The organism is Orenia metallireducens, from assembly GCF_001693735.1.
GTDB classification, from domain to species: Bacteria; Bacillota; Halanaerobiia; order Halobacteroidales; family Halobacteroidaceae; genus Orenia; species Orenia metallireducens.
In genome coordinates this window covers 232,973-256,624 of record NZ_LWDV01000007.1, presented here as the reverse complement: position 1 = coordinate 256,624, position 23,652 = coordinate 232,973, and the positions used below count along the sequence as shown (strand labels likewise).

Sequence of the window (23,652 nt, the reverse complement as noted above, 5' to 3'; positions counted from 1 at the left end):
TTTTATAAATAAGGAGAGGGTAAAATGCATATACCAGATGGTTTTTTAGATTTAAAGACCTGTATAGGAACCTATTTGGGTACAGCAGGAGCTTTGAAGTTTAGTTTAGATAAGCTTAAGAATAATTTTGCTGAGGAGAAGATTCCCTTATTAGGCTTATTAGGTGCCTTTATCTTTGCAGCACAAATGATTAATCTACCGATTGCTGCTGGTACTTCTGGTCATTTATTAGGTGGGGTATTGGCTATGCTGGTAGTTGGTCCTTGGGCTGCAACTATAGTAATTACTGCTATCTTAGTGATTCAGGCTATCTTCTTTATGGATGGTGGGATTACTGTGTTAGGGGCCAATATCTTTAATATGGCTGTGGTTCAAGTCTTTGCGGGATATGGACTCTATATTGCCTTGCAGAGGATAACTAAATCTGCTAAGGTGAGTGTATTTTTAGCAGCATTTTTAGCAACTGTAATCTCAGCGGCTGTTGCAGCATTGGAATTGGCTATCTCTGGAACTATTGCTTTGGATTTAGTCTTACCTACTATGATAGGCTGGCATCTTTTAGTAGGTCTGATTGAAGGGACGATCACTGTCTTAATAGTAAGTTATTTAGAACGGGTTATTCCAAATAGATTAGAGCTGTTAAATTATAGGGTAGGTGATTGTGGTGCTCACTAACAAAGTTTTCTTGTGGATTGTTGGAGTTATCTTATTGTTAGCTTTCTTTAACTCAGTTTTAGCTTCCTCCCATTCTGATGGCTTAGAGAGGGTGGCAGAGGATTTAGGTTTTATTGATTATGCCAAAGATAGTTTTTCTATATTCTCTGATTATCAGCTACCGATAGGCGATGGATTAGTTGCAACAGGATTAGCAGGACTTTTAGGTGTAGGGCTTACATATATGACTTTAACTTTGCTTGCTAAAGGGATTATAAATAAGAAGGTAGTCAAGCAAGATGAGAATTAAGGCTAAGAATAGAGTACTTATCTACTTAATAGGAGTCATACTAATTTTGCAAATTAGTAATCTAGAGTTATTGATTGGATTATTAAGCATATTAGTTGTTATAGCTCTCTGTAATAAATCATCCAAGAAGGTATGGCAGAGGTTCTATTTTGCTATACCTTTTTTTCTAACCATTATAGTTTTAGGATTCTTTCATACAAAGGGTTGGCAATTTACTATTCAATTGAGTTTAAAATTCTTAATAATTATTATATTTAATATTAATCTGTTAAGTGATTTTAATGAGAATGACTTGATATTAGCAATGAAAGAGTTGAAATTCCCCAATTTACTTATTATCACAATCTTCTTCATCTTTAGATATCATAAAACCTTTAAGGCAGAGATGAATAGATTTATTCTAGCCCGTAAACTACGAGGAAGAAGAACAGAGAAGAAATTCTCTATAAAAGAATACTCTATACTGGCAGAAAGCATTGGGGCTGGAGTAGTTCGTTCAATTGATAAGAGTGATAAAGTTTATCAAGCGATGAAGCTGAGAGGACTAAATATAGAAACTTTGATTATAGAGGAAAGAGAGTAATTAAATGGGGAACTCTAGAATGAAATTTGGACGTTATAGATAGATAAAGCGACACTTTTAGAACTCACACCTCACCTTAACCCTCTTCTCCTCTGAGGAGAGGGAACAAGAAGAAAAAGCATTTCCCCCTCTCATTAGTTAAGGAGAGGGGGCTAGGGGGTGAGGTTGAAAGTATCGCAATATCCCCATTAAGCTTCACTTTACAATCACAAAAATATAGCATCTTAGGAGGAAATCAGTGAAAAGAAATAAAGAACTAATCTTAGAAGTAAATAAATTGAACTTCTCTTATGAAGATGAGCTATTTTTAAAGGATATTTCCTTCTCTATTAATAAGAATCAGCCTACTATATTTCTAGGAGCAAATGGTGCTGGGAAATCAACCTTATTCTTTAATCTGTTAAGAGTTTATTCTCCAGACACTGGAGAGGTCCTCTTTAAAGGAGAGGATTTATCTAAGATAGATGAAAAGATTGTTCGACAGAAGATGGCTTATCTCTTTCAAAATCCTGATGACCAGGTCTTTGCTCCAACAGTAGAAGAGGATATTCTATTTGGACCTAGGCAATTTGGGTTATCTATAGATGAAATTCAAAATAAGTTAGCAGAACTGGTGAATTTATTAAAGATAGAAAATCTTTTAAAGAAGAATCCCCATCATTTAAGTTATGGAGAGAAGAGAAGAGTTGCATTAGCAGGTGTTTTAATAATGGAGCCTGAAATAATCTTTTTAGATGAACCTTTAGCTTTTTTAGATCCATTAGGAGCTCAAACTTTAATTGAAATACTGGATAGGCTTATTGCAGAGGGTAAGACGATAGTTATAGCTACCCATGATTTGAATTTTGCGGCTGAATGGGGAGAGAAGTTTATAATTTTAGATGATGGTGAAGTGGCTGCTCAAGGAGGAGTGGAGATATTGAGAGATGGGATTACAACCTTTGCCAATACTTTACCAATAGTTAGTCAATTATTTAAAGGTTTGGTAGCAGATGAAGAGCTGCCTGTTAGTATTGAAGAGGGGCGTGAATTATTAAAAAAATTAGTAAAATAACTTTGATTAGTTTAAAAGAGTATAATTTTAGTAAAACTATTTTTAATCTTGACAACAGATTCAATGTAACTTATACTACAAGATATAGAAGACAAGAATGTAATAACAAATTTTTTGATTTCGTATAATTTCGAGGATAAGGCTCGATAGTTTCTACCGACTAGCCGTAAATTAGTCGACTACGAGATATAGTTATATTGGTATATTATATAATCTTGATTATGAGAATATCAATCTATCACTATATCTCAAGTTATAATCTTTTTTAGGTTATAATTTGGGATTTTTATTTATATATAGTTAAAGATTAATAAAATTGAGGGGGAAATTCCATGAGCCAGAATAGAAATCATGAGTTGATTTTGGTATTAGACTTTGGGGCACAGTATAGTAAATTGATTGCTCGTAGAGTCAGAGAATGTAATGTTTATTCTGAGGTTTTACCTTATAATGTTTCTGTAGATAGAATTAAAGAGTTAAACCCAAAGGGGATTATCTTTTCGGGGGGACCAGCTAGTGTATATGTAGAGGATGCTCCTTATGTAGATGAGGAGATATTTGAGTTAGGTGTACCGATTTTTGGAATCTGTTATGGAATGCAAATCATGTGCCATACTTTGCCAGGAGGAAAGGTAGAGAGAGCGGAGAGTCGTGAGTATGGACGGGCAATGATGCATGTAAAGAATAAGATGGATATCTTTACTGATTTAGGTGAAGAGCTTGAATGTTGGATGAGCCATGGAGATAGAGTAACAGAAGTACCAACAGGATTTGAGATTATTGGATATACGGAAAATTCTCCAGCTGCTGCTGTAGGAAATCAAGATAAAGGATTTTATGGTGTTCAATTCCACCCAGAGGTAGTACATACTCCAAGAGGAACGGAGATAATCAATAATTTCTTGTACAATGTATGTAAATGCCAAGGAGATTGGACAACCACTAATTATATTGAAGAGACTGTTGCTGAAATCAAGGAAAGAGTAGGAGATGCTCAGGTTATCTGTGGACTATCTGGTGGAGTAGATTCTTCAGTAGCTGCTGCTTTAGTCCATAAAGCAATTGGAGACCAATTGACTTGTATCTTTGTAGACCATGGTCTATTAAGAAAGAATGAAGGTCAAGAGGTAGAGGAGACCTTTACTAAAGAATTTGATATTAATCTAGTTTATGTTCATGCTCAGGAACGTTTCTTATCTAAATTAGCTGGGGTAGCAGACCCAGAAGAGAAGCGTAAGATTATTGGTAATGAATTTATCAGAGTATTTGAAGAAGAGTCAGCTAAAGTTGGTAATGCTAAATTCTTAGTACAAGGAACTATTTACTCTGATGTAATTGAGAGTGGAGGTAGTGAAGGTGCTTCTACAATCAAGAGCCACCATAATGTAGGTGGGTTGCCAGAGGATATGGAGTTTAAATTAATTGAACCACTACGAGAGTTATTTAAAGATGAGGTACGTGAAGTAGGTTCAGAATTAGGGCTACCTGATGAGATTGTTTGGAGACAGCCATTCCCAGGTCCAGGTTTAGGAATTAGAGTTTTAGGAGAAGTGACTGCAGATAAGCTAGAGATTTTAAAAGAAGCAGATTATATCTATAGAGAAGAGATTAAAAATGCTGGTTTAGGCAGAGAGATTTGGCAGTACTTTGCTGTATTACCTCCAATGCGTAGTGTAGGTGTTATGGGTGATGGACGAACTTACTGTTATACAATCGGTTTAAGGGCTGTTAAGAGTAAAGATGCAATGACTGCTGACTGGGCTAGAATACCTTATGAAGTATTAGAGAAGATTTCTACTAGAATTACAAATGAAGTTCCACAAGTAAATAGGGTAGTTTATGATATTACCTCTAAACCACCTGCAACCATAGAGTGGGAATAAAAAAGTAAGCCGAAAGGCTTACTTTTTTGTTCCACGAAGAGTTTTTTTGTTTTTAAAAAACTCGAAGGGGTTTATTAAAGCCGAAAGGCTTGTTTTTTATTGGTAAATTAATATATTTTATAAGAGATCATAGATTAAATTTTTAATTATTACTATATAATTTCTCTTTTTGCGGGGAATTGATAATAGATAATAGATTATAGAATTATTAATATATTAATGGGAGCTATTATTTTTAACTAATTTACCTTTAAGTAAGAAACTAAAGGGGGCTTAATCTATGAACTTAATCAAGAGAACATCGTTAAAGAAGAAGTTAGTAGCTATGATTATCGCTAGTATAGTACTATTATTAGGATCGACTTTAATTGTAGTAAGAACTGTAGTCAGTGAGAAAGCTAAGGATGTAGCAGTTATTAAGGTGAAGACAGATTTAGCCACAGGGTATGATATTATTGAACAGAAATTTCCAGGTGACTGGCGTCTTGAAGATGACAAACTCTACAAAGGTGAGGTATTAATGAATAATAATTTTGCCATTGTAGATTATATAGGCTAATTGACCAATGATACCGTAACTATCTTTGCTAAGAATAAGAGGATAGCTACCAATGTTAGAAAAGATGGAAAAAGGCAAGTGGGAACTTTAGTCTCTGAGGAAGTAGAAAGAAGAGTATTAGGAGAAGGCAGAAACTATTATGGAGAGGCTAATGTAGCAGGTCATCTTTATCAGACAGGTTATACTCCTATCAAAGATAATCAAGGAGAGATTATAGGAATTTGGTATGTAGGAGCTTCTAAAGAGTTTGTTAACCAGATGATTTCTGAGGTCTTTAACAAGGTATTGTTATTTAGTTTAATTATCCCTATATTAATTATAACTGCATTCTATTTTATTGTACTTAAATTATCTAAACCAATGATAGAGGCAGCAGACTTTGCTAATCAGATTGCTCAAGGTAATTTAGAGCTAGAAAATTTAGAGCTAAAGTCTGAAGATGAAGTAGGAAAATTAAGAACAGCACTTAATAATATGCTTAATAATCTAAAAGAGGTGGTTATTAATATTAGTGAATCTGTTGAGAATTTGACAGCCTCTAGCGAGGAGTTATCAGCAGCAGGAGATCAGATGGGTGAAGGTGCAGATCAAGTTACCAAATCTGTTATAGAGATAGCTACTGGAGCTGAGGATAATTCCTTACAGATTGAGAAGATATCTAATAGTATGGGGGAATTAAATCTAGAGATTGAAAGTATAGAAAATAAAACTAAGGATATGAACGAGATTTCTAATAATGTCTTAGAGGATGTAAAGCTAGGTAACCAAGCAATTGATCATTCTATTTAAATGATTAATAGAATGAAGATAAGTGCCCAAGATGTTTCTGGAATTATATTTGCCTTAGGTGAAAATTCTAAAGAGATAGATGAGATAGTAAATTTAATTGGCAATATAGCAGAACAAACTAACTTATTGGCTTTAAATGCAGCTATTGAAGCAGCACGAGCTGGAGAGTATGGTCGTGGTTTTGCAGTTGTAGCTGATGAGATTAGAGAATTGGCTGAGGAATCTTCAGTAGCTACTAGTAATATAGCTAAACTGATTAGGAATATTCAAAATCAGGTAGATAAGGCTGTTGAACAGATGAAAAATAGTGAAGGGGTAGTCAGTGATAGTGTTGAATCTATTGAAGAGACTGTTGATAGATTTAAAGATATTAAAGAGATTGCCTTAGAATTAAGTCAAGTTATTCAAAGTGTAACTTTTAATATAGATAGTATGAATCATAAGAGCCATGACATTAAAAATGCTATTGATAATATGGCTTCAGTAACTGAAGAATTTGCAGCTAATACTGAGGAGGTTTCTGCTTCTAGTCAACAGCAGTCTGCTATTACTCAAGAGATTATCAGCTCCTCACAAGAGTTAGCGATTATGTCTACTGATTTATCAAAATTAGTAGATAGGTTTAAATTTTAATTAGACTAAGGGTAAAGTTGTATTATAAATAATCTTATTTTAAGTTTAACATAAGCCATATAGATAAATTCCTTGATTAATCTCTTATTATAGTTATTAGATGATTTGGATAGAGTAAAAGAGATGACTAATAAGTGAAAGGATAGATGATTCTATATGGCTTTTTTCTATTTCATTATTTATTATTTCTTGGATTACATTCTTTAAATTTGCTGATAGAAGTAAGTTTTTTGAATAAGCTCCCAACTGTTATATAGCAATGATTTTGGGCTTGATGACAGATTTATTAATCTATTATATATATTTATATGGACATTATTTTCTATATCTGTGGAAGTAATTGCTTTAAAGATGACTGGAATAGAATATAGTTTAGGATGGAATTTAATTTATTCATATGTCTCTGGTTGAATACTATTTTTGATTTTTTTATGCTCACCATAAATTGAGGAGTAAGTATAGTGGTTGATAGTATATTTTTGATAAGAAGATAACCAATGAATTAAAAGTTACCTATAAAGGTAGTTAATTACACAAAATGGATAAACACGAACAAAAGAAATAAATAAGATAAAAATATTAGTTTTTTTCTTGAAGATAATTTAGATTTATGTTAATATTACAATGTGAATATGAGTTATGATTAAATCTGTTAAAATTAAATTGATTTTTATAATAAACAATATTAATAAAATAAAAGTATAAGTAATTCCGTATAATATCAGGGATAGGGCCTGAAAGTTTCTACCGATTAGCCGTAAACTAGTCGACTACGGGATGTTGATGTTAGTTTTAGACTACATCTTTTATCCCAAGTTACTAATTCTACATGGAATTATATCTTGGGAATTTTTTGTTTTTGACTCTAATAAAATATCTTAATTGTAGGAGGGAATTTTAATGGCTAGTTTCTTAGAAAGAACGTTTAAATTAAGTGAGAACAAAACAGATATGAAGACTGAGATTCTTGCAGGAATTACTACTTTTATGACAATGGCGTATATTTTGATTGTTAACCCTAATATTTTGAGTGCGACAGGTATGGACAAGGGTGCTTTATTTACAGCTACTGCACTTGCAGCAGTAATTGGTACTTTGGTTATGGCCTTGATGGCTAACTATCCTTTTGCTTTAGCACCAGGAATGGGGCTTAATGCTTTCTTTGCTTTTACAGTTGCAGCAAAGTATGGATGGAAGATGGCTTTGACAGCTGTATTGGTGGAAGGGATTATCTTTATTATTTTAACCTTTGTTAATGTTCGTGAGGCGATATTTAATTCAATTCCAACTAATTTAAAATATGCAGTAAGTGCAGGTATTGGTTTATTTATTGCTCTTATTGGTTTTCAAAATGCTGGTATAATTAAGGCTGACCCAGCAACTTATATAGCATTAGGAGATATAACTCATGTAACTGTAGTATTAGCAATTATTGGGGTTATTATTACAGCTATTCTTGTTGTTAAACAGGTAAAAGGAGCTATCTTAGTTGGTATCTTTGCAACTTATGCTCTAGGAATAATAGCTCAATTATTAGGAATTTATGAGGTTAATCCTGAGATTATGCAATTTAATTTAATGCCAACTACTTTATATTCAGCTCCACCAAGTATCAGTTCAATTGCTTTTAAATTTGATTTTACAAAGATATTTACTTTAGAATTTTTAGCGGTTATTTTTGCATTCTTATTTGTAGATTTGTTTGATACTATCGGTACTTTAATTGGTGTATCATCTAAAGCAGGTTATCTTAATGAAGAAGGTAAATTGCCAAATATTAAACAAGCTCTTTTTGCAGATGCTATCGCTACAACGACAGGAGCAATGCTTGGTACTTCTACAACAACAACTTATGTTGAAAGTGCAGCTGGTGTAGCAGATGGTGGGCGTACCGGTTTAACTTCGTTTACTACAGCAGTACTTTTTGGATTGGCTTTATTATTCTCCCCAATCTTTTTAGCAGTACCATCCTTTGCGACAGCACCAGCCTTGATTATTGTTGGTTTTTACATGCTTGACAGTGTAAAACACATTAATTTTGATGATTTTTCAGAAGGTATTCCAGCATTCTTTACAATGATTGCTATGCCATTTACCTATAGCATCTCTGAAGGTATAGTATTTGGTGTAGTTTCTTATGTAGTAATCAAATTATTTACAGGAAGGTCTAAGGATACACATCCACTTATGTATGTATTAGCAGTAGCCTTTGTTCTAAAATATATCTTTATGGGATAATTAAATATTGTAAGAAGAGTTCCTTGTTAACAAGGGACTCTTTTTTAGTTTATATACTAATTTTAATCCTTTAAATTGTTGACATAAATGAGTAAAAAGGTTAAAGAAGAGTCTACTGAAGAAAAAGGCTTAATTGAAGATACAGGCTAGCATTTCAAGAGATGGCTAATTTAGTTGAAGAGACATTTTCTCATACAAAGGAGTCTACATCTTTAGCAAGGGGTTGGTTATTGCTAGCAAAGATATGGTCAATGTAATTGCTGAAGTAAGAGAGATGTCTAAAGAATCGACTAAGTCTACTGAGGAGTTGGCTGAAATGTCTCAAGGTTTATATAAGTTAGTTAGTAATTATCAATTGTAACCTAATTATAGATGTTAAATTTTAGAGTAGAATCTAATGGGTATATTGCGACACTTTCAACCTCACCCCCTAGCCCCCTCTCCTTAACTAATGAGAGGGGGAAATGCTTTTTCTTCTTGTTCCCTCTCTTCAGAGGTGGAGAGGGTTAAGGTGAGGTGTGAGTTCTAAAAGTGTCGCTTTATCTATCTATTTAGACATGTTAGCAACAAGTGAGCAGTAGAGAAATTAATTTATTGCTTATTATTTTCTCACTGTCATCTAACTAAAATTAGATGATTATGATATCTTGACTTGAATAATTGGTTAATATTATATATATTCTAATTAAAGAGAAGATAAGGAGGGATATTAATGGAAAGAATAGTTGGTATCAGAAAAGAGTTAGAAGAACAGGTAGCTAAAAGAATGGTTAAAGGTATTGAAAATTTGCTTCAAGAAAATGATTATCTGGTGTTGGGTATTGTAGGTGGTAGCTCAGTTGCTGGGATATTCTCTTACCTGAAGGAATATTCTATTGACTGGAATAAGGTACATATCTTTATGGCTGATGAACGCCTTGTACCATTAGATAGTGATGAAAGTAATTATAAGCTTGCCAAAGAAGCTTTTTTAGATGAATTGATTGGAACTGGGAAGTTACCAAAGAAAAATTTACACCCCTTTGTTTATGACCCTAACCAGAAAGATTATGGCTTAAATAGTTATATAAAAGATTTGAATCAGTATGGTGGAAAGATGGATATAATACTATTGAGTGCAGGAGAAGATGGGCATACAGCTTCACTATTTCCTAATCATCCATCTATTGAGGATGAGTCTGAAGCATATATCTTAGTAGATAATTCTCCTAAACCTCCTGTTAAAAGGATAAGTGCATCTAAAAATCTACTTCTAAAAGCTAAAGAATCTTTTCTTCTCTTCTTTGGAGAGCAGAAGTTTGATGCTTATAGGAGATTTTCTGATGAAGATATTTCTATTAAAGAGTGTCCATCAAAGCTTGTAAAATCTATAGATAAATCCTATATTTTCACAGATATAGAAGAGTAATTAATCTGTATTATAATTGTTTAATTGAAATAAATATTAAAGAGTGATATAATTAAAATATTAATAAAAGAATTTTTTATCAATAGAGGTATAGAAGTCTATACTTCTATTGATAAATTTTCAAAAGATTAGATTTTTGTGGTCCTTATTATAGTTTTAATTATAAAATTTCTATGTAGAAAGAAGGAGTGTTTATGAAGTTAGATGAACATAGCCCAATTCCTTTATATTATCAGTTAGAGAATATAATCAGGGAGAAGGTAGAAAAAGGAGATTATGCTGTTGAAGAACAAATACCTTCTGAAAGAGAATTGAGTGATATCTTTAAACTAAGTAGGATGACAGTAAGAAGAGCTCTTAATGAACTGGTAGAAGAAGGTATCCTGTATCGTAAACGAGGACAGGGAACATTTGTTGCCAGAAAGAAGATAGAGTCAGTTCCAGAGTTAATGGGGTTTAATGAGCATATTAAAGCAAGGGGAATGAAACCAGAGAATAAGGTCATAGAACAAAGAGTAATACCTTGTAGTAAGTTAATAGCTGAAAAGTTAGAGATTGAAGAAGGAACTAAAGTGATTTTTACCAATAGACTACGTTTAGCAGATGGGGAACCGTTAGCTATAGAGAAGTCTTATATTCCATATGAAATGTGTCCTGTAGTACTTGAAGTAGATCTATCAGAAGGTTCTATTTATGAGTGCTTAAAGCAATCAGGTTACAAACCCACTGAAGCAATAGATGAGGTTGAAGCCACATTGTCTGATGAGGATTTAAGTCAAATTCTGAATATAGAAGTGGGTCAACCTGTTTTGAAACGTGAAAGAAAGACCTTTTCTTCTAAAAAAGTGGTAGAGTTTAGTTTTAATTTCTATCGTGGAGATAGATATACAATAATTAATAAGAAAAAGTCTTTGTAATAACTGTTTATTGGCGACATATGAGTTTAATTAGTGGTTTTTATGGTATTATAAATGGAACTTTCTAGAAGTAGTTCTAGGTTTACTTAATGCAAACGTTTTTTTAAAGTTGTTTATGTGTTTGATAGAGACTCATAAATAACAGTTGTTATTTGGGGTTAATATCTATCTATGTATTGACTTAGAACTACTTGTTGTGTTTTTTAATGAATTATTAAGAAAGGTTAAATAAGAAATAATTTTAATAATTACTTGAAATAAGAAAAATACTCTGGTATAATTTGATTACAAAGAATCGGTGGTATAGACCTATGCACCTGAGCTATAAATTTTTTGAATATCTTGGTATAGACATCTATACCTTGGGGTAAGTATATAATTGATTTGCTTCTAACCCCTTAAGCTCCCACCAAAGAGAAGGTTAAGGTAAGTTTGATTTTATTAAGCTGTGTAAAGAAATAATTTTAATATCTTAAAAGGGATGGTGGTTATTAATGGTAACGGAAAGAGGATTGAAAATTGCAACAATTGGTGGAGGAAGTAGTTACACTCCGGAGATAGTTGAAGGTTTTATTAAAAGATATGATGAGCTTCCAGTTAAAGACTTATATTTAGTGGATATTGAAGAAGGTAAGTGGAAATTAGATATCGTTGGAGCTCTAGCTCAAAGAATGGTTGAAGAGGCTGGAGTAGATATGAAGATTCACTTAACTTTAGATAGAAGAGAAGCCATTAAAGATGCAGACTTTGTAACAACTCAATTTAGAGTAGGTTTATTAGATGCTAGAATTAGAGATGAGAAGATTCCTTTAAGATATAATTGTATCGGTCAAGAGACAACTGGTGCTGGAGGATTGGCTAAAGCTTTAAGAACAATTCCTGTAATCTTAGGTATCTGTAAAGATATAGAAGAGTTAGCTCCAGATGCATGGTTAATCAACTTTACTAACCCAAGTGGAATCATTACAGAAACTGTTAATAAGCATACTAATGTTAAAGCAATTGGATTATGTAATGTTCCAGTATTAATGCATATGATTAGTGCTGACATTTTAGGTGTAGATAGAAATGATATAAGAATGGATCTAGTAGGATTAAACCACCTTGTCTGGGGGAGAGATGTTATCTATAAAGGTGAAAGTAAGATTGATGAGGTAATTGAAAGGACTCTTAGTGGTAATATAGAGACTGTTAAAAATGTGGCTAATATTCCTTGGGGAGATGACTTACTTAAGTCTTTAGGAATGCTACCATGTCCATACCACAGATATTATTATCTAACTGATCATATGTTACAAGAAGAGATTGAAGCTGCTAAGACTAAAGGAACTCGTGGAGAGGTAGTTAAAAAGGTAGAAGCAGAATTATTTAAATTATATAAAGATCCAAATCTAAAAGTTAAACCAAAACAGCTAGAACAACGTGGAGGTCAATATTATTCCGATGCTGCTTGTAATTTAATCAGCTCTATCTATAATGATAAAGGTGATATTCATTATCTTAATGTTCCAAATAATGGAGCAGTAGATTGTCTACCGAATGACTCAGCAATCGAGAGAACTTGTTATGTAGATAAAGAGGGAGCACATCCATTAAATGTTAAAGCTTTACCTACTAAAGTAACAGGTTTATTACAAGCAGTAAATGCTTATGAATCCTTAGCTGTAGAAGCAGGGGTCTATGGAGATTATGATTCTGCATTACAAGCATTAGTTATTCACCCATTGGTAGAAAGCAGTATTGCTAAGCCATTATTAGATGATATTATTAAAGAGAATATTGATTATCTACCTCAATTTAAAGCTGTAGTTGAATCTGGTAGAGTAAAATAAATTATCATTTAGATATTAAAAGAAGATACTTATCTTTAAAGATAAGTATCTTCTTTTAACTATGTTACTTTGTTGAATAAATAAAATATCTTAATTATAAAGTCAAGACAATTATTTAATAATCTAATAAATATAAAAAGAGGTGATAGATTGAAATTATTTAGACAGCTTTGTATTAGTTATCTGTTTAGCTGAAGAGCTTATAAATAGTATTTTTAATATTCCTATACCTGGCAATGTTATTGGTATGGTTATTTTGTTAGCTTTATTGTCTAAAGGAATTATTAAATTGGAGATGATAGATGATATAGCTAAATTTTTGTTAGATCATCTAGCAATATTCTTTATACAACCTGGAATTAGCTTGGTTAATAACCTCGATTTATTGAAGGAGGAATGATTACCTATCTTTACTAGTGTCTTTATTTCAACAGTAGTTGTAATAGTTGTGACAGGACTAACTATTCAATTTATAAAGAAAGGACGGCCATTATGATAGAGCTATTAAATACACCTTATCTTGGATTTATTACCTATGTTTGGTTTGATAGAGAATGATGAAGAAGTTGTCTAGGTTGATATGGCTGTAGGGATTGCAATAGCTGGTATTATGAGAGATGTATCTATGATAGGTTTGACCTATTCTATCATAGAATCTTTTCCTACATTATTTTTGGTGATTATTGGTGGAACACTAGGTAGAGGAGCTATTTGGTCAATAGAGAAGTGGATAGATAAGAAGGTAGAAGAAGATAATGAGATAATAAATGGTGGAAATATAAATATGTTAAAAAATCAGTTTGAATTTAAGATAAAAGGGGTTATTTATATGCCTGGGAAGTATGTTTTAAGGAATATCTTTGAAGCCTTTTTATTTCCTATATTATTAAGATTTGTTTGGGATAAAATGATTAGATGTTAGGGAGTAGCGGGTGGATTTTTAGCTGCTTTATCTGTAGTGGGAATAAGTTGGCTAATCAATCATTACTTCTAAAATAGAAGACGGTTATCAGAGGGAGGATTTAGTCGGTGATAATTAAAACAAGGAAGAGAAAGCAATAAATCCATTCTCTTTATTTAAGAATTTTGAATATATTTATTTGGTTATTATAGCAACTATGATGTTTATGCCAAATACAATTATGATAAGTTTTCTGCCAATGTTCCTAAAAATGTAGGGGGGACAACTAGCCATCAGGGGCTTGCTCTGTTCTTTATTGCAATCAGTGAGATGCCTATGTTATTTCTGTCTAAGAAGTTTATTATAAAGTATAAGTATAGAGTTATACTTTTATTTTCAGCTATATTCTATATAATTAGACTTACTCTATTATCTTTGGCAACTTCTCCAATTATGATTATTGGTATTGGAATGTTACAAGCGCTATCCTTTGCGGTATTCTTGCCAACTATAATCAAATTGCTCCTGATAGTTTAAAGACTACTGCACAAACTTTTGCAACCTGTTCTTATTTGGGCTTAGGTGGTATATTAGCCAATTTCCTAGGAGGATTAGTTAGAGATTATTTTGGGGTTAAAGCTCTACTTTATGGTTGTACAGGAATAATGGCTACTGTATATCAATAACTATAATTACTAATAGGGAGTTCAAAATAGATGATATGTCTATGGAGGAGAGTCTGTCAAAGGAAGTGGTATAGTTTAATTTGTTAAGATAAAATTATCCTTAATCTGTACTTGTGAGAGGTGATAAGACTTAATTTTATTGATATAATATTTTTAAAAATATTATAAATCTCTTGTAAAATAAAATGAACTATGCTATAATTAAATCAGATAAAAATTAGTTTATTCTACTTCTTGGTATAGACCTCTACACCAAGAAGTAGAATAAGTTGCGGTATAGGTGTCTATATCCTGATTTCAAGAAATTTATTTTTATGAGAGGTTATAATGATAAATTTGGTTAAATTGCCTTAATTAAAAAATTCTAAAGTACCTTGGAAAAAATAATATGATTCTCTTGTAAGATAAAGATATTTATGCTATAATTAATTTAGATGAGATGTTATTTGTTTTAGTTCTTTTGGTATAGACGTCTATACCCTAACTGTATTTTAAGGTTTTTTAGCTATACAAAAAAGACTTCACCCCATTTTTGTCGAATACATTGAGTACCTACACAAAATATAAAGACAAAATAGAGGTGAAGATACTATGTATATTCGACAAGAGTGTTTATTTTCCTTTGAAGATATAATGAGTATGCAACCAAAGAACAGATTGGAATTAATTTTTGAAAATTTGGATCTTACTCAAATATCTAGAGAAATTAAAAATAATTTTGATAGAGGTCGTAGTGATTACAATCCTACGCCTATAGTTAGAGCTCTTTTAGCTCAGCAAATAGAACAAATACCCAAAAGAAAAACAATGATAAAAAGATTAAATAATGATCCAGTGTTTAGATATGTATGTGGTTTTGATATCATCGGCAATATTCCTAGTGAAGCAAATTTTAGTCGTTATTATAATAAGTTGGTTGAAGGTACATCATTAGAAAACTTTTATTTAGAGTTGCTGAATAAAGCTTTAAAAATGAATCTTATAGATATAGAAACTGTATCTATAGATTCAAGTGCACTAGAATCTTATGAACGAGCAAAACCTAGAAAACAAATTGACATAAATAATCCTAACACCCCTGATTGGGGTTCCAAAAATGATTGTCATGGTAATCAGCTTAAATGGTATGGTTGAAAAGTTCATATGGCTTGTGATTCTAAAAGTGAATTACCTCTAGCTTTTAATATTACTCCAGCTAATCAAGCTGATTCTGAAAATGCATTATCTTTAGTTAAAGGCACACCTCAATTTCTTAAAGAAAATAATCAAATTATTCCTAAATATTGGGCTATGGATTCAGGATATGATTTTAATGGAATCCCAGAATGTAGTGTCAGTTATAGAATAATTTATTGGGGTCATTATAATGGTTGCAATAAATTTAGATGTCCTCATGTTTTGGGTAAAGTTAATTGTCCCCATGTTTCTGCATGGTGTTCAGACTCTAACTATGGAAGAGTTGTTAAAACTAGAGTTAAAGATAATCCACGATTTGTATCCATTCCCCATAGAGGGTCAGAAAACTGGCAAAAGGCATACAACAAAAGAACAAGTATAGAACGATGTTTTTCTAGATTAAAAGAAAACTTAAACCTTGAAAATGTAAAAGTCATGGGTGCTAAAAAAGTGAGAACTCATGTACTTTTAAGTTGTATAGCATTGATAACTTCTAAAATTACTATTGAAAAAATCAACTCTCCAACTTTAAAATTAACTTAATTTAAATATAGCTAATTACCTTAAAAAATGTTTTTAAGATTCTAGGGAGTAACTATACCCAAAAACAAGTTGCATTTTTTTACAATTGATTTTAATGGTATTATTTATCTAATTTTAAATAAAAGTTTGATAAATTCATAGTTCTAAAATTATTTTTCTTTATAGAGAAATTGATTTTGAAATTTGCTTAATTAAATATTAGGGTATAAGATTATAATAAGACTATAATAAGTATATAATAAGAGCCTACCTTTAGACATTTAAATTAAAGATGTCTCTGGTGGGTTCTTGTCTTATAAGGATTATATAACTTAAATAAGTATATAATCTTAAGGGATTGGGACAGTAAATGATTATTTAGTGGGGGTGATAATAGAAAGGGTTTGAGTGTGACTTTGATATAGTTATATTAGCGAATTTTTGATAAATGATTTAAGGAAAATTATTTTAATTAAGGGGGAGAACAATAATGAAGATTTTATTAACTTGTGCAGCTGGAATGAGTACTAGTTTGATAGTGGAAAAAATGAAAAAAGCAGCAAAGGAGAGATGTTTAGATGCTATTATTAAAGCAGAGCCAGTAGATAAGTTTGTAGATTTAGTAACTGAATATGATGTAGTATTATTAGGACCTCAAGTTAGATATAAGTTAGCGGAATTTAAGAAGATTGGTGCTGAACATGATATTCCAGTAGAGGTGATTGATTCAGTAGCTTATGGGATGGTAAATGGAGCAAAGGTTTTAGATCAAGCTTTAGGACTTATTAAGTAATAAGAGTATAAAAAAGATGTATCCACCGTCTATTAATGGGAATGACAGAAGATACACCAAAAAATAAAAAATTATCTATTTCAAATTATACCATAGGTATCGTATAAATAAAAGAGGGTTTAAGTATGGCTAAAGTTGGTAATCAAAGATACTTGGGAGCAGTTCGTGATGGATTAATCAGTATTATTCCTTTTACAATCTTAGGTAGTGCCCCTTTAATTTTGAGATATCCACCTGTAGATCCAACTAAGGTAGGAGCAGACCCTGGAGTTCTTATCAGAATGTTATTGGCTTGGAAGGCGTGGGCAGATGCTAATGGTGCTGCGATAATGGTGCCATTCCAAATGACCATGGTTCTATCAGGTTTGTTTGCAGTAATTGGTATCTCCTATAATATGGCTAAAACTTATAAATTAGATCCCTTATCTGGTGTAGGAATGGGATTAATGTCCTATTTGGTAGCTTCAGCTCCAGCGGCAAATGGAGCCTTACCGATGGCTTATCTTGATGTTAAAGGTCTCTTTACTGCGATTGTTGTTGGTTTATTATCAATAGAGATTCTTAGATTTATGGAAGAAAGAGATATTAAGATTAAGATGCCTGCTGGTGTACCACCAGCAGTAATGAGTTCCTTATGATGGATGCAGATATGCGTGTAGCTGGTGAAGCGATGCAATTTATTTATACAAGATCGTTCTGGAGCTTCTTTATGGTTATTGGTAGTTCAGGTGCAACATTAGCTTTCTTATTACTAAGAAGTCGTTCTAAGCAGTTAAGTAGTATTGGAAAGGTAGCTATAATACCAAGTTTATTCAATATTAATGAGCCAGTTATCTGTGGTGCACCACTTGTATTGAATCCAATTATATTTATTCCATTTGTATTTACAACTCCTATACTTGGAGTAATAGCTTATTTTGCAACTAAATGGGGTTGGGTAGGAAAAGCCTTTGTTAACTCACCTTGGACTACTCCAGCACCAATTGGAGCTTTTATTACTACCTTAAGATTATAAGGCTATTTAAGATAATAAATTTATAAGGTTACAAGATATTGAGTTTATAAGGGGGAAATTAAGATGAGTTCTGAAGAGATAATCTTTACTATTATAACAGAAGCAGGTAATGCCAAAGGGATAGCTTTTGAAGCTTTAGCATTAGCAAGAGAAGGTAAGTTTGAAGAAGCAGAGGCAAAATTAAAAGAATGTAATCAGTTTTTCCATAATGCTCATGACATTCAAACTGAGCTAATTACTAAAGAAGCACAAGGTGAGAAGACTGAGGTAGGTATTTTGATGGTTCATGCTCAAGACCATTTAGCTACTGCAACTTTAACTAAGGACTTAGTTACAGAGATGATTAAGATGCAAAGAGAGATTTATGAACTTAAAAAAGCTGGTGATTGCTAATGGCAACTAAAAGAGGCTTGAAGATTGCAACAATTGGTGGAGGAAGTAGTTATACTCCTGAGATAGTTGAAGGTTTTATCAAAAGATATGATGAACTTCCAGTTAAAGATTTATATTTAGTAGATATTGAAGAGGGTAAGTGGAAATTAGATATCGTTGGAAAGCTAGCTCAAAGAATGGTTGAAGAGGCTGGAGTAGATATGAAGATTCACTTAACTTTAGATAGAAGAGAAGCCATTAAAGATGCAGACTTTGTAACAACTCAATTTAGGGTAGGTTTATTAGATGCCAGAATTAGAGATGAGAAGATTCCATTAAGGTATAACTGTATCGGTCAAGAGACTACAGGAGCAGGTGGATTAGCTAAGGCTTTAAGAACTATTCCTGTAATCTTAGATATCTGTAAGGATATTGAAGAGTTAGCTCCAGATGCATGGTTAATTAACTTTACTAACCCAAGTGGAATCATTACAGAAACTGTTAATAAGCATACAAATGTAAAATCTATCGGTCTATGTAATGTTCCAGTTAAGATGCATATGATCAGTGCTGATATCTTAGGTGTAGATAGAGCAGGTGTGAGAATGGATCTAGTAGGATTAAATCACCTTGTCTGGGGGAGAGATGTTATCTACAAAGGTGAAAGTAAGATTGATGAGGTAATTGAAAAGTTAATCTTTGGTCAAGGAAAAGAGGTTGAAAATATTCCTGATTTTGGATGGGGAGATGATCTTCTTAAGTCATTAGGCATGATGCCTTGTCCATACCACAGATACTATTATCTAACAGCTAAGATGCTAGAAGAAGAGATAGATTCTGCTAAGACTAAAGGAACTCGTGGAGAGGTAGTTAAAAAGGTAGAAGCAGAGCTATTTGAATTATACAAAGACCCAAATTTAAAAGTGAAACCAAAGCAATTAGAGCAACGTGGAGGTCAATATTACTCTGATGCTGCTTGTGATTTAATCAGTGCAATCTATAATGATAAAGGAACAATTCATTATGTTAATATCCAAAATAATGGAACAGTAGATTGTTTACCAAATGATTCAGCAATCGAAAGGACTTGTTATGTAGATAAAGAAGGTGCACATCCATTAAATGTTAAACCATTACCTTCTAAAGTAAAAGGTTTATTACAAGTAGTAAATGAGTATGAAGCATTGGCTGTAGAGGCAGGGGTATATGGAGATTATGATGCTGCATTACAAGCGTTAGTTATTCATCCATTGGTAGAAAGCAGTATTGCTAAGCCATTATTAGATGATATTATCAAAGAGAATATTGATTATCTACCTCAATTTAAAGCTGTAGTTGAGTCTGGTAGAGTAAAATAGCTTAGTAATAAAAATATTTTAAGAGAGGGCTTATCTTGAGATTTAAGATAAGTCTTTTCTTTTATATGACTGTTAGGTGTGATAGGTGTTTAATCATGAGATAGAGATGATATTACTTGATATGGATGGTACCTTATTAAATTCAAAGGTTAGTATATCTAAAAGAAATAAAGATGTTTTAAAGTGACTTATCATTAAAGGTTATAAGGTAGTTATTGCTACTGGAAGAAATTATGGAGAAGCTCAGAGGTTAACACAAGATATACCAGGCTTGGCTTATTTAACTACTAATGGTAGTCACATTGTGGACTTCAATGGTGAGGTAATATTTAATAAACCAATTGGAAAAGAAGATGTTATCTCAATTTTACGGTAATCTTGAGGTTGCTACTATTTATTCCAGTGGCTTTATTGATAAATCGTTTTATCTTTATAGCTATTTTAGGGTTAGACTTCTATTTTAATGTAGCGTTTAAAAGACTTTAAAGGTTTTAAGTCGAAAAAATTTCTGTTTGAACGAAGCAAAAATTGAATTGAGATTTTAGAATTCAATTAAAATTTGATTAAAAAATCTAGTTAATGATAACAATAAGCAATTTGGTTGCGGAGTTAAAGTAAAAGTGTCGCAATTTACCCATTAACTACTATGATCTATATAGTTTGAATAGAACATAGTCGTATTTAGAAAAGAAAATATTTGAAAGATTTTATAACTAAAATTTTAAAAGGAGGAATGTTTTTATGTATTATGAATCTTTGAAAGCTTTTCCAGATGATTTTTTATGGGGTGCTTCAACTTCAGCATATCAGATAGAGGGAGCATGGGATGAGGATGGTAAAGGACCTTCAGTTATCGATATGGCTAAACACCCAGAAGGAGTAACAGACTTTAAGGTAGCAAGTGACCACTATCACCGTTATAAAGAAGATATTGCTTTATTGGCCGAGATGGGCTTTAAAACCTACCGATTTTCTATCGCTTGGACTCGTATTTATCCTGATGGAACAGGTAAAATCAATCCTAAGGGGATTGAGTTTTACAATAATTTAATCGATGAATTGATTGCTCACGATATCGAACCTCTTGTCACAATGTATCATTTTGACCTACCTTATGCTTTACAAGAGAAGGGAGGATGGTCTAATCGAGAGACTATTGATGCCTTTGAAAATTATGCTAAGATATTATATGAGAACTTTGGTGACAGGGTTAAGTATTGGTTGACAATAAATGAACAGAATATGATGATTCTTCATGGAGACGCTATTGGTACCGTTGATCCTAATTTAGAGAATCCAGAGAAGGAGCTATATCAACAGAACCACCATATGATGTTAGCTCAAGCAAGGGCAATGATATTATGCCATCAGATGATAGATGATGCCATGATTGGTCCAGCACCGAATATATCTGCTGTTTATCCAGCTACATCTAAACCTGAAGATGTCTTAGCAGCTAATAATTTTAGTGCCATTAGAAACTGGTTATATTTAGATATGGCATGCTTTGGACATTATAATAGTATTGCGTGGAGTTATTTTGAAGAGAAAGGTTATGTACCAGAGATTCAAGAGGGTGATATGGAAATTTTAGCAGATGATGATGCTAGACCAGACTTTATTGCCTTTAACTATTATAATACAGCTACTGTAGAGGCAAGTACAGGTGATGATAATGCTAAGAATAGTACTGGAGATCAACAGATTGTAATTGGTGAAGAAGGTGTTTATAAAGGACATACTAATCAATATTTAGAGAAGACAGAGTTTGGCTGGGAGATTGACCCTGTTGGTTTCCGTATTACCTTACGTGAAATCTATAGTCGTTATAATCTACCATTAATAGTAACAGAGAATGGTTTAGGTGCCTTTGATAAATTAGAAGAAGGCGATGTTGTTAATGATGATTATCGAATTGAGTATCTTAAAAAACATATAAAACAATGCCAATTAGCAATCTCTGATGGGATTGAGTTATTTGGTTATTGTCCATGGTCAGCAATAGATTTGGTTAGTACTCACCAAGGTTCTAGTAAGCGTTATGGATTTATCTATGTCAATAGAGAGGAATTTGACTTAAAAGATTTAAGAAGAATCAGAAAGAAGAGTTTCTATTGGTATAGAGATGTCATTACAAGTAATGGTGCAATAATAGCAGAAGACAAAGAGCAAGATTAAGCTTGGAGAGGGGACTTATCTTGAGTTTTTAAGGTAAGTCCTTCTCTTTGTATTTGTTAGAAGGGGTATATACATTTATCTTGAACTATAATATTGTTGCTTAAATTGTCTATTGATAAGGAGTTATTAGAATAATAAGGAGGAAGACAAGTAGAGGTCTTTTTATTTGTACTATTTAATAACATATCACCAATTTTTTTAATAATTACTTTAGGTTATCTATTGGCTAAAAAGCTCAAGTTTGATATCAATTCTTTAAGTAAAATCTTTGTCCCTTCTCTAGTCTTTGTGAAGATATATGAGATTATGATAGATACAAGGCTATTAAAGGTTTTGTTATTTGCAGCATTGTTTCTTATAGGTCTTGCAGTAGTAAGTGTGATAATTTCAAAATTATGAGGATACACTATAGCAAAAGAAAGTGCTTTTAAAAATACTATTATGTTCTATAATTTAGGGAACTTTTCTCTTCCTTTAATAGCTTTAGTTTTTGGTGAGACTTCTTTTGCTACTTACACTATCTCTGTACAGATTAGGGTCTTACTTGTTCAGACTTTGATAACTCATACTGTGGATTTTTATAATGCTGGTAGGGGGCAGATGTTTATATAGCTAGTCTTATCTGCTTAATTATCAGACCAATTCTAGCTTATCTATTAATTTTATTATTAGATATTGATAATACTACTGCTCAAGTACTCTTCATCTCATCATATAAAATCAAAAGTGTTGAATTGAGAATAGAATTGTAATGTCACCAATGTGTATGTATTTTGTTGAAAAAGAAGATGGAAAGGCAACCGATTGGTATTTAACCCATTATACTAATAGAGCAGTAGGTCAAGTGGGGCTGATTATGAATGACTGAAGCAACAGCAGTAACACCTCAAGGTCGTATCTCACCTTATGATTTGGGGATTTGGAATGATCAACAGGTTGAAGGGTTAAAGAGGTTAATGGATTCAGTCCATCAAAATGGTTCAAAGATTGGTATCTAGCTAGCCCATGCAGGGCGTAAGGCTAAATTAAATGGTGAGATTATTGCACCTTCCCCAATTACCTATGGAGAGGATATACATACTCCCAAGGAGATGACTATAACAGAGATTAAAGAGACCATCCATGCCTTTCAAAAAGGAGCAATCAGAGCTAAGGAGGTTGGGTTTGATATTATTGAGATTCATGCTGCCTATGGATATCTAATCAATCAATTTCTGTCACCTTTAACTAATCATAGAAGTGATGAATATGGTGGGAGCAAGGAAAAGAAGTATCGCTTGTTAAGAGTGGAGTCTTCCACGTTTTTTATATCTTTTACTAAATAAAGTTAAGTTATTTCATAAAAATTGTTGGATAGATGAAGAGGATTTTAAAGGATAATTCTATTATTTGCCTTAATAAAAGAAAAATTACTTGAAAACAGAAATAACTTTTGTTATACTAATTATAGATGAAAAATATTTTTTGTTCCAGAGGGTGGTATACACCACTAGTATAGGGCTATATAATTATAATATAACGAAATACAGTCTAAATAGCTCTTGCCAAAGATATAAGTTTATAATGATTGGGTATGTAAATTTAAAATTTGACTTACTATTTTTAAGATGATAAGGATATAGTTAAGAAGTAGGTTTGATTTTAATTTTTCATGATCTATAAAAAATATTTTTGTCTAAGAAGGTGGTGTACACTACTAGTATAGAATTGTATGCTTATAAGGGGTTAAGAATATAATCTAAATAGTTTTTCCTAAATATAAGTTTATAATATAGATATGTGAGTTTAAAA

General features: G+C 32.2%; 24 protein-coding genes, 2 pseudogenes and 2 riboswitches. All 26 genes and pseudogenes read left to right on the top strand.

Annotated elements, in window-relative coordinates:
- Window positions 1-24: 24 nt before the first annotated feature.
- Window positions 25-675, top strand: coding sequence for an energy-coupling factor ABC transporter permease (locus tag U472_RS04070; protein ID WP_068715777.1), 651 nt, complete (start codon window positions 25-27; stop codon window positions 673-675).
- On the top strand, window positions 656-964 hold the full coding sequence (locus U472_RS04065; RefSeq protein ID WP_141677933.1) for a PDGLE domain-containing protein: 309 nt from the start codon (window positions 656-658) through the stop codon (window positions 962-964). Before U472_RS04070 ends, U472_RS04065 begins: the two co-directional genes overlap by 20 nt.
- Entirely contained in the window at window positions 954-1,547 is a 594-nt protein-coding gene (locus tag U472_RS04060; RefSeq protein ID WP_068715773.1) for an energy-coupling factor transporter transmembrane component T family protein, read from the top strand. The genes U472_RS04065 and U472_RS04060 overlap by 11 nt, the downstream gene beginning before the upstream one ends.
- Window positions 1,548-1,785: 238 nt before the next feature.
- On the top strand, window positions 1,786-2,601 hold the full coding sequence (locus tag U472_RS04055) for an energy-coupling factor ABC transporter ATP-binding protein (RefSeq protein ID WP_083189742.1): 816 nt from the start codon (window positions 1,786-1,788) through the stop codon (window positions 2,599-2,601).
- Window positions 2,602-2,701: 100 nt separating this feature from the next.
- Window positions 2,702-2,803: riboswitch (purine riboswitch) on the top strand.
- Between the two features lie 130 nt (window positions 2,804-2,933).
- Window positions 2,934-4,484 carry a glutamine-hydrolyzing GMP synthase gene (guaA, locus tag U472_RS04050; protein ID WP_068715770.1) on the top strand — a complete coding sequence of 517 codons (1,551 nt, stop codon included), beginning with the start codon at window positions 2,934-2,936 and terminating at the stop codon, window positions 4,482-4,484.
- Window positions 4,485-4,764: 280 nt separating this feature from the next.
- Complete coding sequence (locus tag U472_RS04045; protein ID WP_068715768.1) at window positions 4,765-5,043, top strand: hypothetical protein; 279 nt, start codon at window positions 4,765-4,767, stop codon at window positions 5,041-5,043.
- Window positions 5,044-5,832 (top strand): methyl-accepting chemotaxis protein, encoded by a 789-nt coding sequence (locus U472_RS04040; protein WP_068715767.1) that lies wholly within the window; start codon window positions 5,044-5,046, stop codon window positions 5,830-5,832. It abuts the gene before it with no gap.
- 12 nt (window positions 5,833-5,844) lie between these two features.
- Entirely contained in the window at window positions 5,845-6,465 is a 621-nt protein-coding gene (locus U472_RS04035) for a methyl-accepting chemotaxis protein (RefSeq protein ID WP_218059036.1), read from the top strand.
- A 691-nt stretch (window positions 6,466-7,156) separates the two neighbouring features.
- Window positions 7,157-7,258: riboswitch (purine riboswitch) on the top strand.
- A 107-nt stretch (window positions 7,259-7,365) separates the two neighbouring features.
- Entirely contained in the window at window positions 7,366-8,703 is a 1,338-nt protein-coding gene (locus U472_RS04030; RefSeq protein ID WP_068715763.1) for an NCS2 family permease, read from the top strand.
- A gap of 223 nt (window positions 8,704-8,926) precedes the next feature.
- Entirely contained in the window at window positions 8,927-9,064 is a 138-nt protein-coding gene (locus U472_RS16725; RefSeq protein WP_176714107.1) for a hypothetical protein, read from the top strand.
- A gap of 351 nt (window positions 9,065-9,415) precedes the next feature.
- Window positions 9,416-10,111 carry a 6-phosphogluconolactonase gene (gene pgl / locus U472_RS04025; protein WP_068715761.1) on the top strand — a complete coding sequence of 232 codons (696 nt, stop codon included), beginning with the start codon at window positions 9,416-9,418 and terminating at the stop codon, window positions 10,109-10,111.
- 194 nt (window positions 10,112-10,305) lie between these two features.
- Window positions 10,306-11,028: a GntR family transcriptional regulator gene (locus tag U472_RS04020; RefSeq protein WP_068715759.1), complete on the top strand. Its 723-nt coding sequence runs from the start codon at window positions 10,306-10,308 to the stop codon at window positions 11,026-11,028.
- 494 nt (window positions 11,029-11,522) lie between these two features.
- Window positions 11,523-12,860, top strand: coding sequence for a 6-phospho-beta-glucosidase (locus U472_RS04015; RefSeq protein WP_068715757.1), 1,338 nt, complete (start codon window positions 11,523-11,525; stop codon window positions 12,858-12,860).
- 247 nt (window positions 12,861-13,107) lie between these two features.
- Window positions 13,108-13,260, top strand: coding sequence for a CidA/LrgA family protein (locus U472_RS17160; RefSeq protein WP_245684733.1), 153 nt, complete (start codon window positions 13,108-13,110; stop codon window positions 13,258-13,260).
- 180 nt (window positions 13,261-13,440) lie between these two features.
- Entirely contained in the window at window positions 13,441-13,782 is a 342-nt protein-coding gene (locus tag U472_RS17635; protein ID WP_068715755.1) for a hypothetical protein, read from the top strand.
- 168 nt (window positions 13,783-13,950) lie between these two features.
- Window positions 13,951-14,298, top strand: coding sequence for an MFS transporter (locus U472_RS17630; protein ID WP_141677943.1), 348 nt, complete (start codon window positions 13,951-13,953; stop codon window positions 14,296-14,298).
- 740 nt (window positions 14,299-15,038) lie between these two features.
- Window positions 15,039-15,581 (top strand): transposase, encoded by a 543-nt coding sequence (locus U472_RS16135; RefSeq protein ID WP_083189741.1) that lies wholly within the window; start codon window positions 15,039-15,041, stop codon window positions 15,579-15,581.
- A gap of 9 nt (window positions 15,582-15,590) precedes the next feature.
- The gene (locus U472_RS16130) at window positions 15,591-16,166 is read left to right on the top strand and encodes a transposase (protein WP_083189740.1); all 576 of its coding nucleotides are present in this window, start codon (window positions 15,591-15,593) and stop codon (window positions 16,164-16,166) included.
- 469 nt (window positions 16,167-16,635) lie between these two features.
- A complete protein-coding gene (locus U472_RS03995; RefSeq protein ID WP_068715753.1) occupies window positions 16,636-16,938 on the top strand; it encodes a PTS sugar transporter subunit IIB in 303 nt (100 codons plus the stop codon).
- A 125-nt stretch (window positions 16,939-17,063) separates the two neighbouring features.
- On the top strand, window positions 17,064-17,576 hold the full coding sequence (locus U472_RS03990) for a PTS transporter subunit EIIC (protein ID WP_068715751.1): 513 nt from the start codon (window positions 17,064-17,066) through the stop codon (window positions 17,574-17,576).
- A complete protein-coding gene (locus U472_RS03985) occupies window positions 17,576-17,953 on the top strand; it encodes a PTS transporter subunit EIIC (RefSeq protein WP_068715748.1) in 378 nt (125 codons plus the stop codon). Before U472_RS03990 ends, U472_RS03985 begins: the two co-directional genes overlap by 1 nt.
- Before the next feature lie 63 nt (window positions 17,954-18,016).
- Window positions 18,017-18,346 (top strand): PTS lactose/cellobiose transporter subunit IIA, encoded by a 330-nt coding sequence (locus U472_RS03980; protein ID WP_068715746.1) that lies wholly within the window; start codon window positions 18,017-18,019, stop codon window positions 18,344-18,346.
- Window positions 18,346-19,683, top strand: coding sequence for a 6-phospho-beta-glucosidase (locus tag U472_RS03975; RefSeq protein ID WP_068715744.1), 1,338 nt, complete (start codon window positions 18,346-18,348; stop codon window positions 19,681-19,683). The genes U472_RS03980 and U472_RS03975 overlap by 1 nt, the downstream gene beginning before the upstream one ends.
- Window positions 19,684-19,789: 106 nt before the next feature.
- A pseudogene (locus U472_RS16125) lies at window positions 19,790-20,059 on the top strand (HAD-IIB family hydrolase).
- Between the two features lie 365 nt (window positions 20,060-20,424).
- Window positions 20,425-21,861, top strand: a complete 1,437-nt coding sequence (locus U472_RS03970; RefSeq protein ID WP_068715742.1) for a glycoside hydrolase family 1 protein — start codon at window positions 20,425-20,427, stop codon at window positions 21,859-21,861.
- Window positions 21,862-22,565: 704 nt separating this feature from the next.
- Window positions 22,566-23,144 (top strand): annotated as a pseudogene (locus tag U472_RS17155) (oxidoreductase); the annotation flags it as partial.
- Between the last annotated feature and the right edge of the window lie 508 nt (window positions 23,145-23,652).

What these genes read in the sequence shown, in the direction of transcription:
- U472_RS04070 (WP_068715777.1), top strand. Translation starts at nt 25, where the DNA reads ATGCATATACCAGATGGTTTTTTAGATTTAAAGACCTGTATAGGAACC.
- U472_RS04060 (WP_068715773.1), top strand. Translation starts at nt 954, where the DNA reads ATGAGAATTAAGGCTAAGAATAGAGTACTTATCTACTTAATAGGAGTC.
- guaA (WP_068715770.1), top strand. Translation starts at nt 2,934, where the DNA reads ATGAGCCAGAATAGAAATCATGAGTTGATTTTGGTATTAGACTTTGGG.
- U472_RS04045 (WP_068715768.1), top strand. Translation starts at nt 4,765, where the DNA reads ATGAACTTAATCAAGAGAACATCGTTAAAGAAGAAGTTAGTAGCTATG.
- U472_RS04035 (WP_218059036.1), top strand. Translation starts at nt 5,845, where the DNA reads ATGAAGATAAGTGCCCAAGATGTTTCTGGAATTATATTTGCCTTAGGT.
- U472_RS04030 (WP_068715763.1), top strand. Translation starts at nt 7,366, where the DNA reads ATGGCTAGTTTCTTAGAAAGAACGTTTAAATTAAGTGAGAACAAAACA.
- pgl (WP_068715761.1), top strand. Translation starts at nt 9,416, where the DNA reads ATGGAAAGAATAGTTGGTATCAGAAAAGAGTTAGAAGAACAGGTAGCT.
- U472_RS04020 (WP_068715759.1), top strand. Translation starts at nt 10,306, where the DNA reads ATGAAGTTAGATGAACATAGCCCAATTCCTTTATATTATCAGTTAGAG.
- U472_RS04015 (WP_068715757.1), top strand. Translation starts at nt 11,523, where the DNA reads ATGGTAACGGAAAGAGGATTGAAAATTGCAACAATTGGTGGAGGAAGT.
- U472_RS17160 (WP_245684733.1), top strand. Translation starts at nt 13,108, where the DNA reads ATGGTTATTTTGTTAGCTTTATTGTCTAAAGGAATTATTAAATTGGAG.
- U472_RS17635 (WP_068715755.1), top strand. Translation starts at nt 13,441, where the DNA reads ATGGCTGTAGGGATTGCAATAGCTGGTATTATGAGAGATGTATCTATG.
- U472_RS16135 (WP_083189741.1), top strand. Translation starts at nt 15,039, where the DNA reads ATGTATATTCGACAAGAGTGTTTATTTTCCTTTGAAGATATAATGAGT.
- U472_RS16130 (WP_083189740.1), top strand. Translation starts at nt 15,591, where the DNA reads ATGGCTTGTGATTCTAAAAGTGAATTACCTCTAGCTTTTAATATTACT.
- U472_RS03995 (WP_068715753.1), top strand. Translation starts at nt 16,636, where the DNA reads ATGAAGATTTTATTAACTTGTGCAGCTGGAATGAGTACTAGTTTGATA.
- U472_RS03990 (WP_068715751.1), top strand. Translation starts at nt 17,064, where the DNA reads ATGGCTAAAGTTGGTAATCAAAGATACTTGGGAGCAGTTCGTGATGGA.
- U472_RS03985 (WP_068715748.1), top strand. Translation starts at nt 17,576, where the DNA reads ATGGATGCAGATATGCGTGTAGCTGGTGAAGCGATGCAATTTATTTAT.
- U472_RS03980 (WP_068715746.1), top strand. Translation starts at nt 18,017, where the DNA reads ATGAGTTCTGAAGAGATAATCTTTACTATTATAACAGAAGCAGGTAAT.
- U472_RS03975 (WP_068715744.1), top strand. Translation starts at nt 18,346, where the DNA reads ATGGCAACTAAAAGAGGCTTGAAGATTGCAACAATTGGTGGAGGAAGT.
- U472_RS03970 (WP_068715742.1), top strand. Translation starts at nt 20,425, where the DNA reads ATGTATTATGAATCTTTGAAAGCTTTTCCAGATGATTTTTTATGGGGT.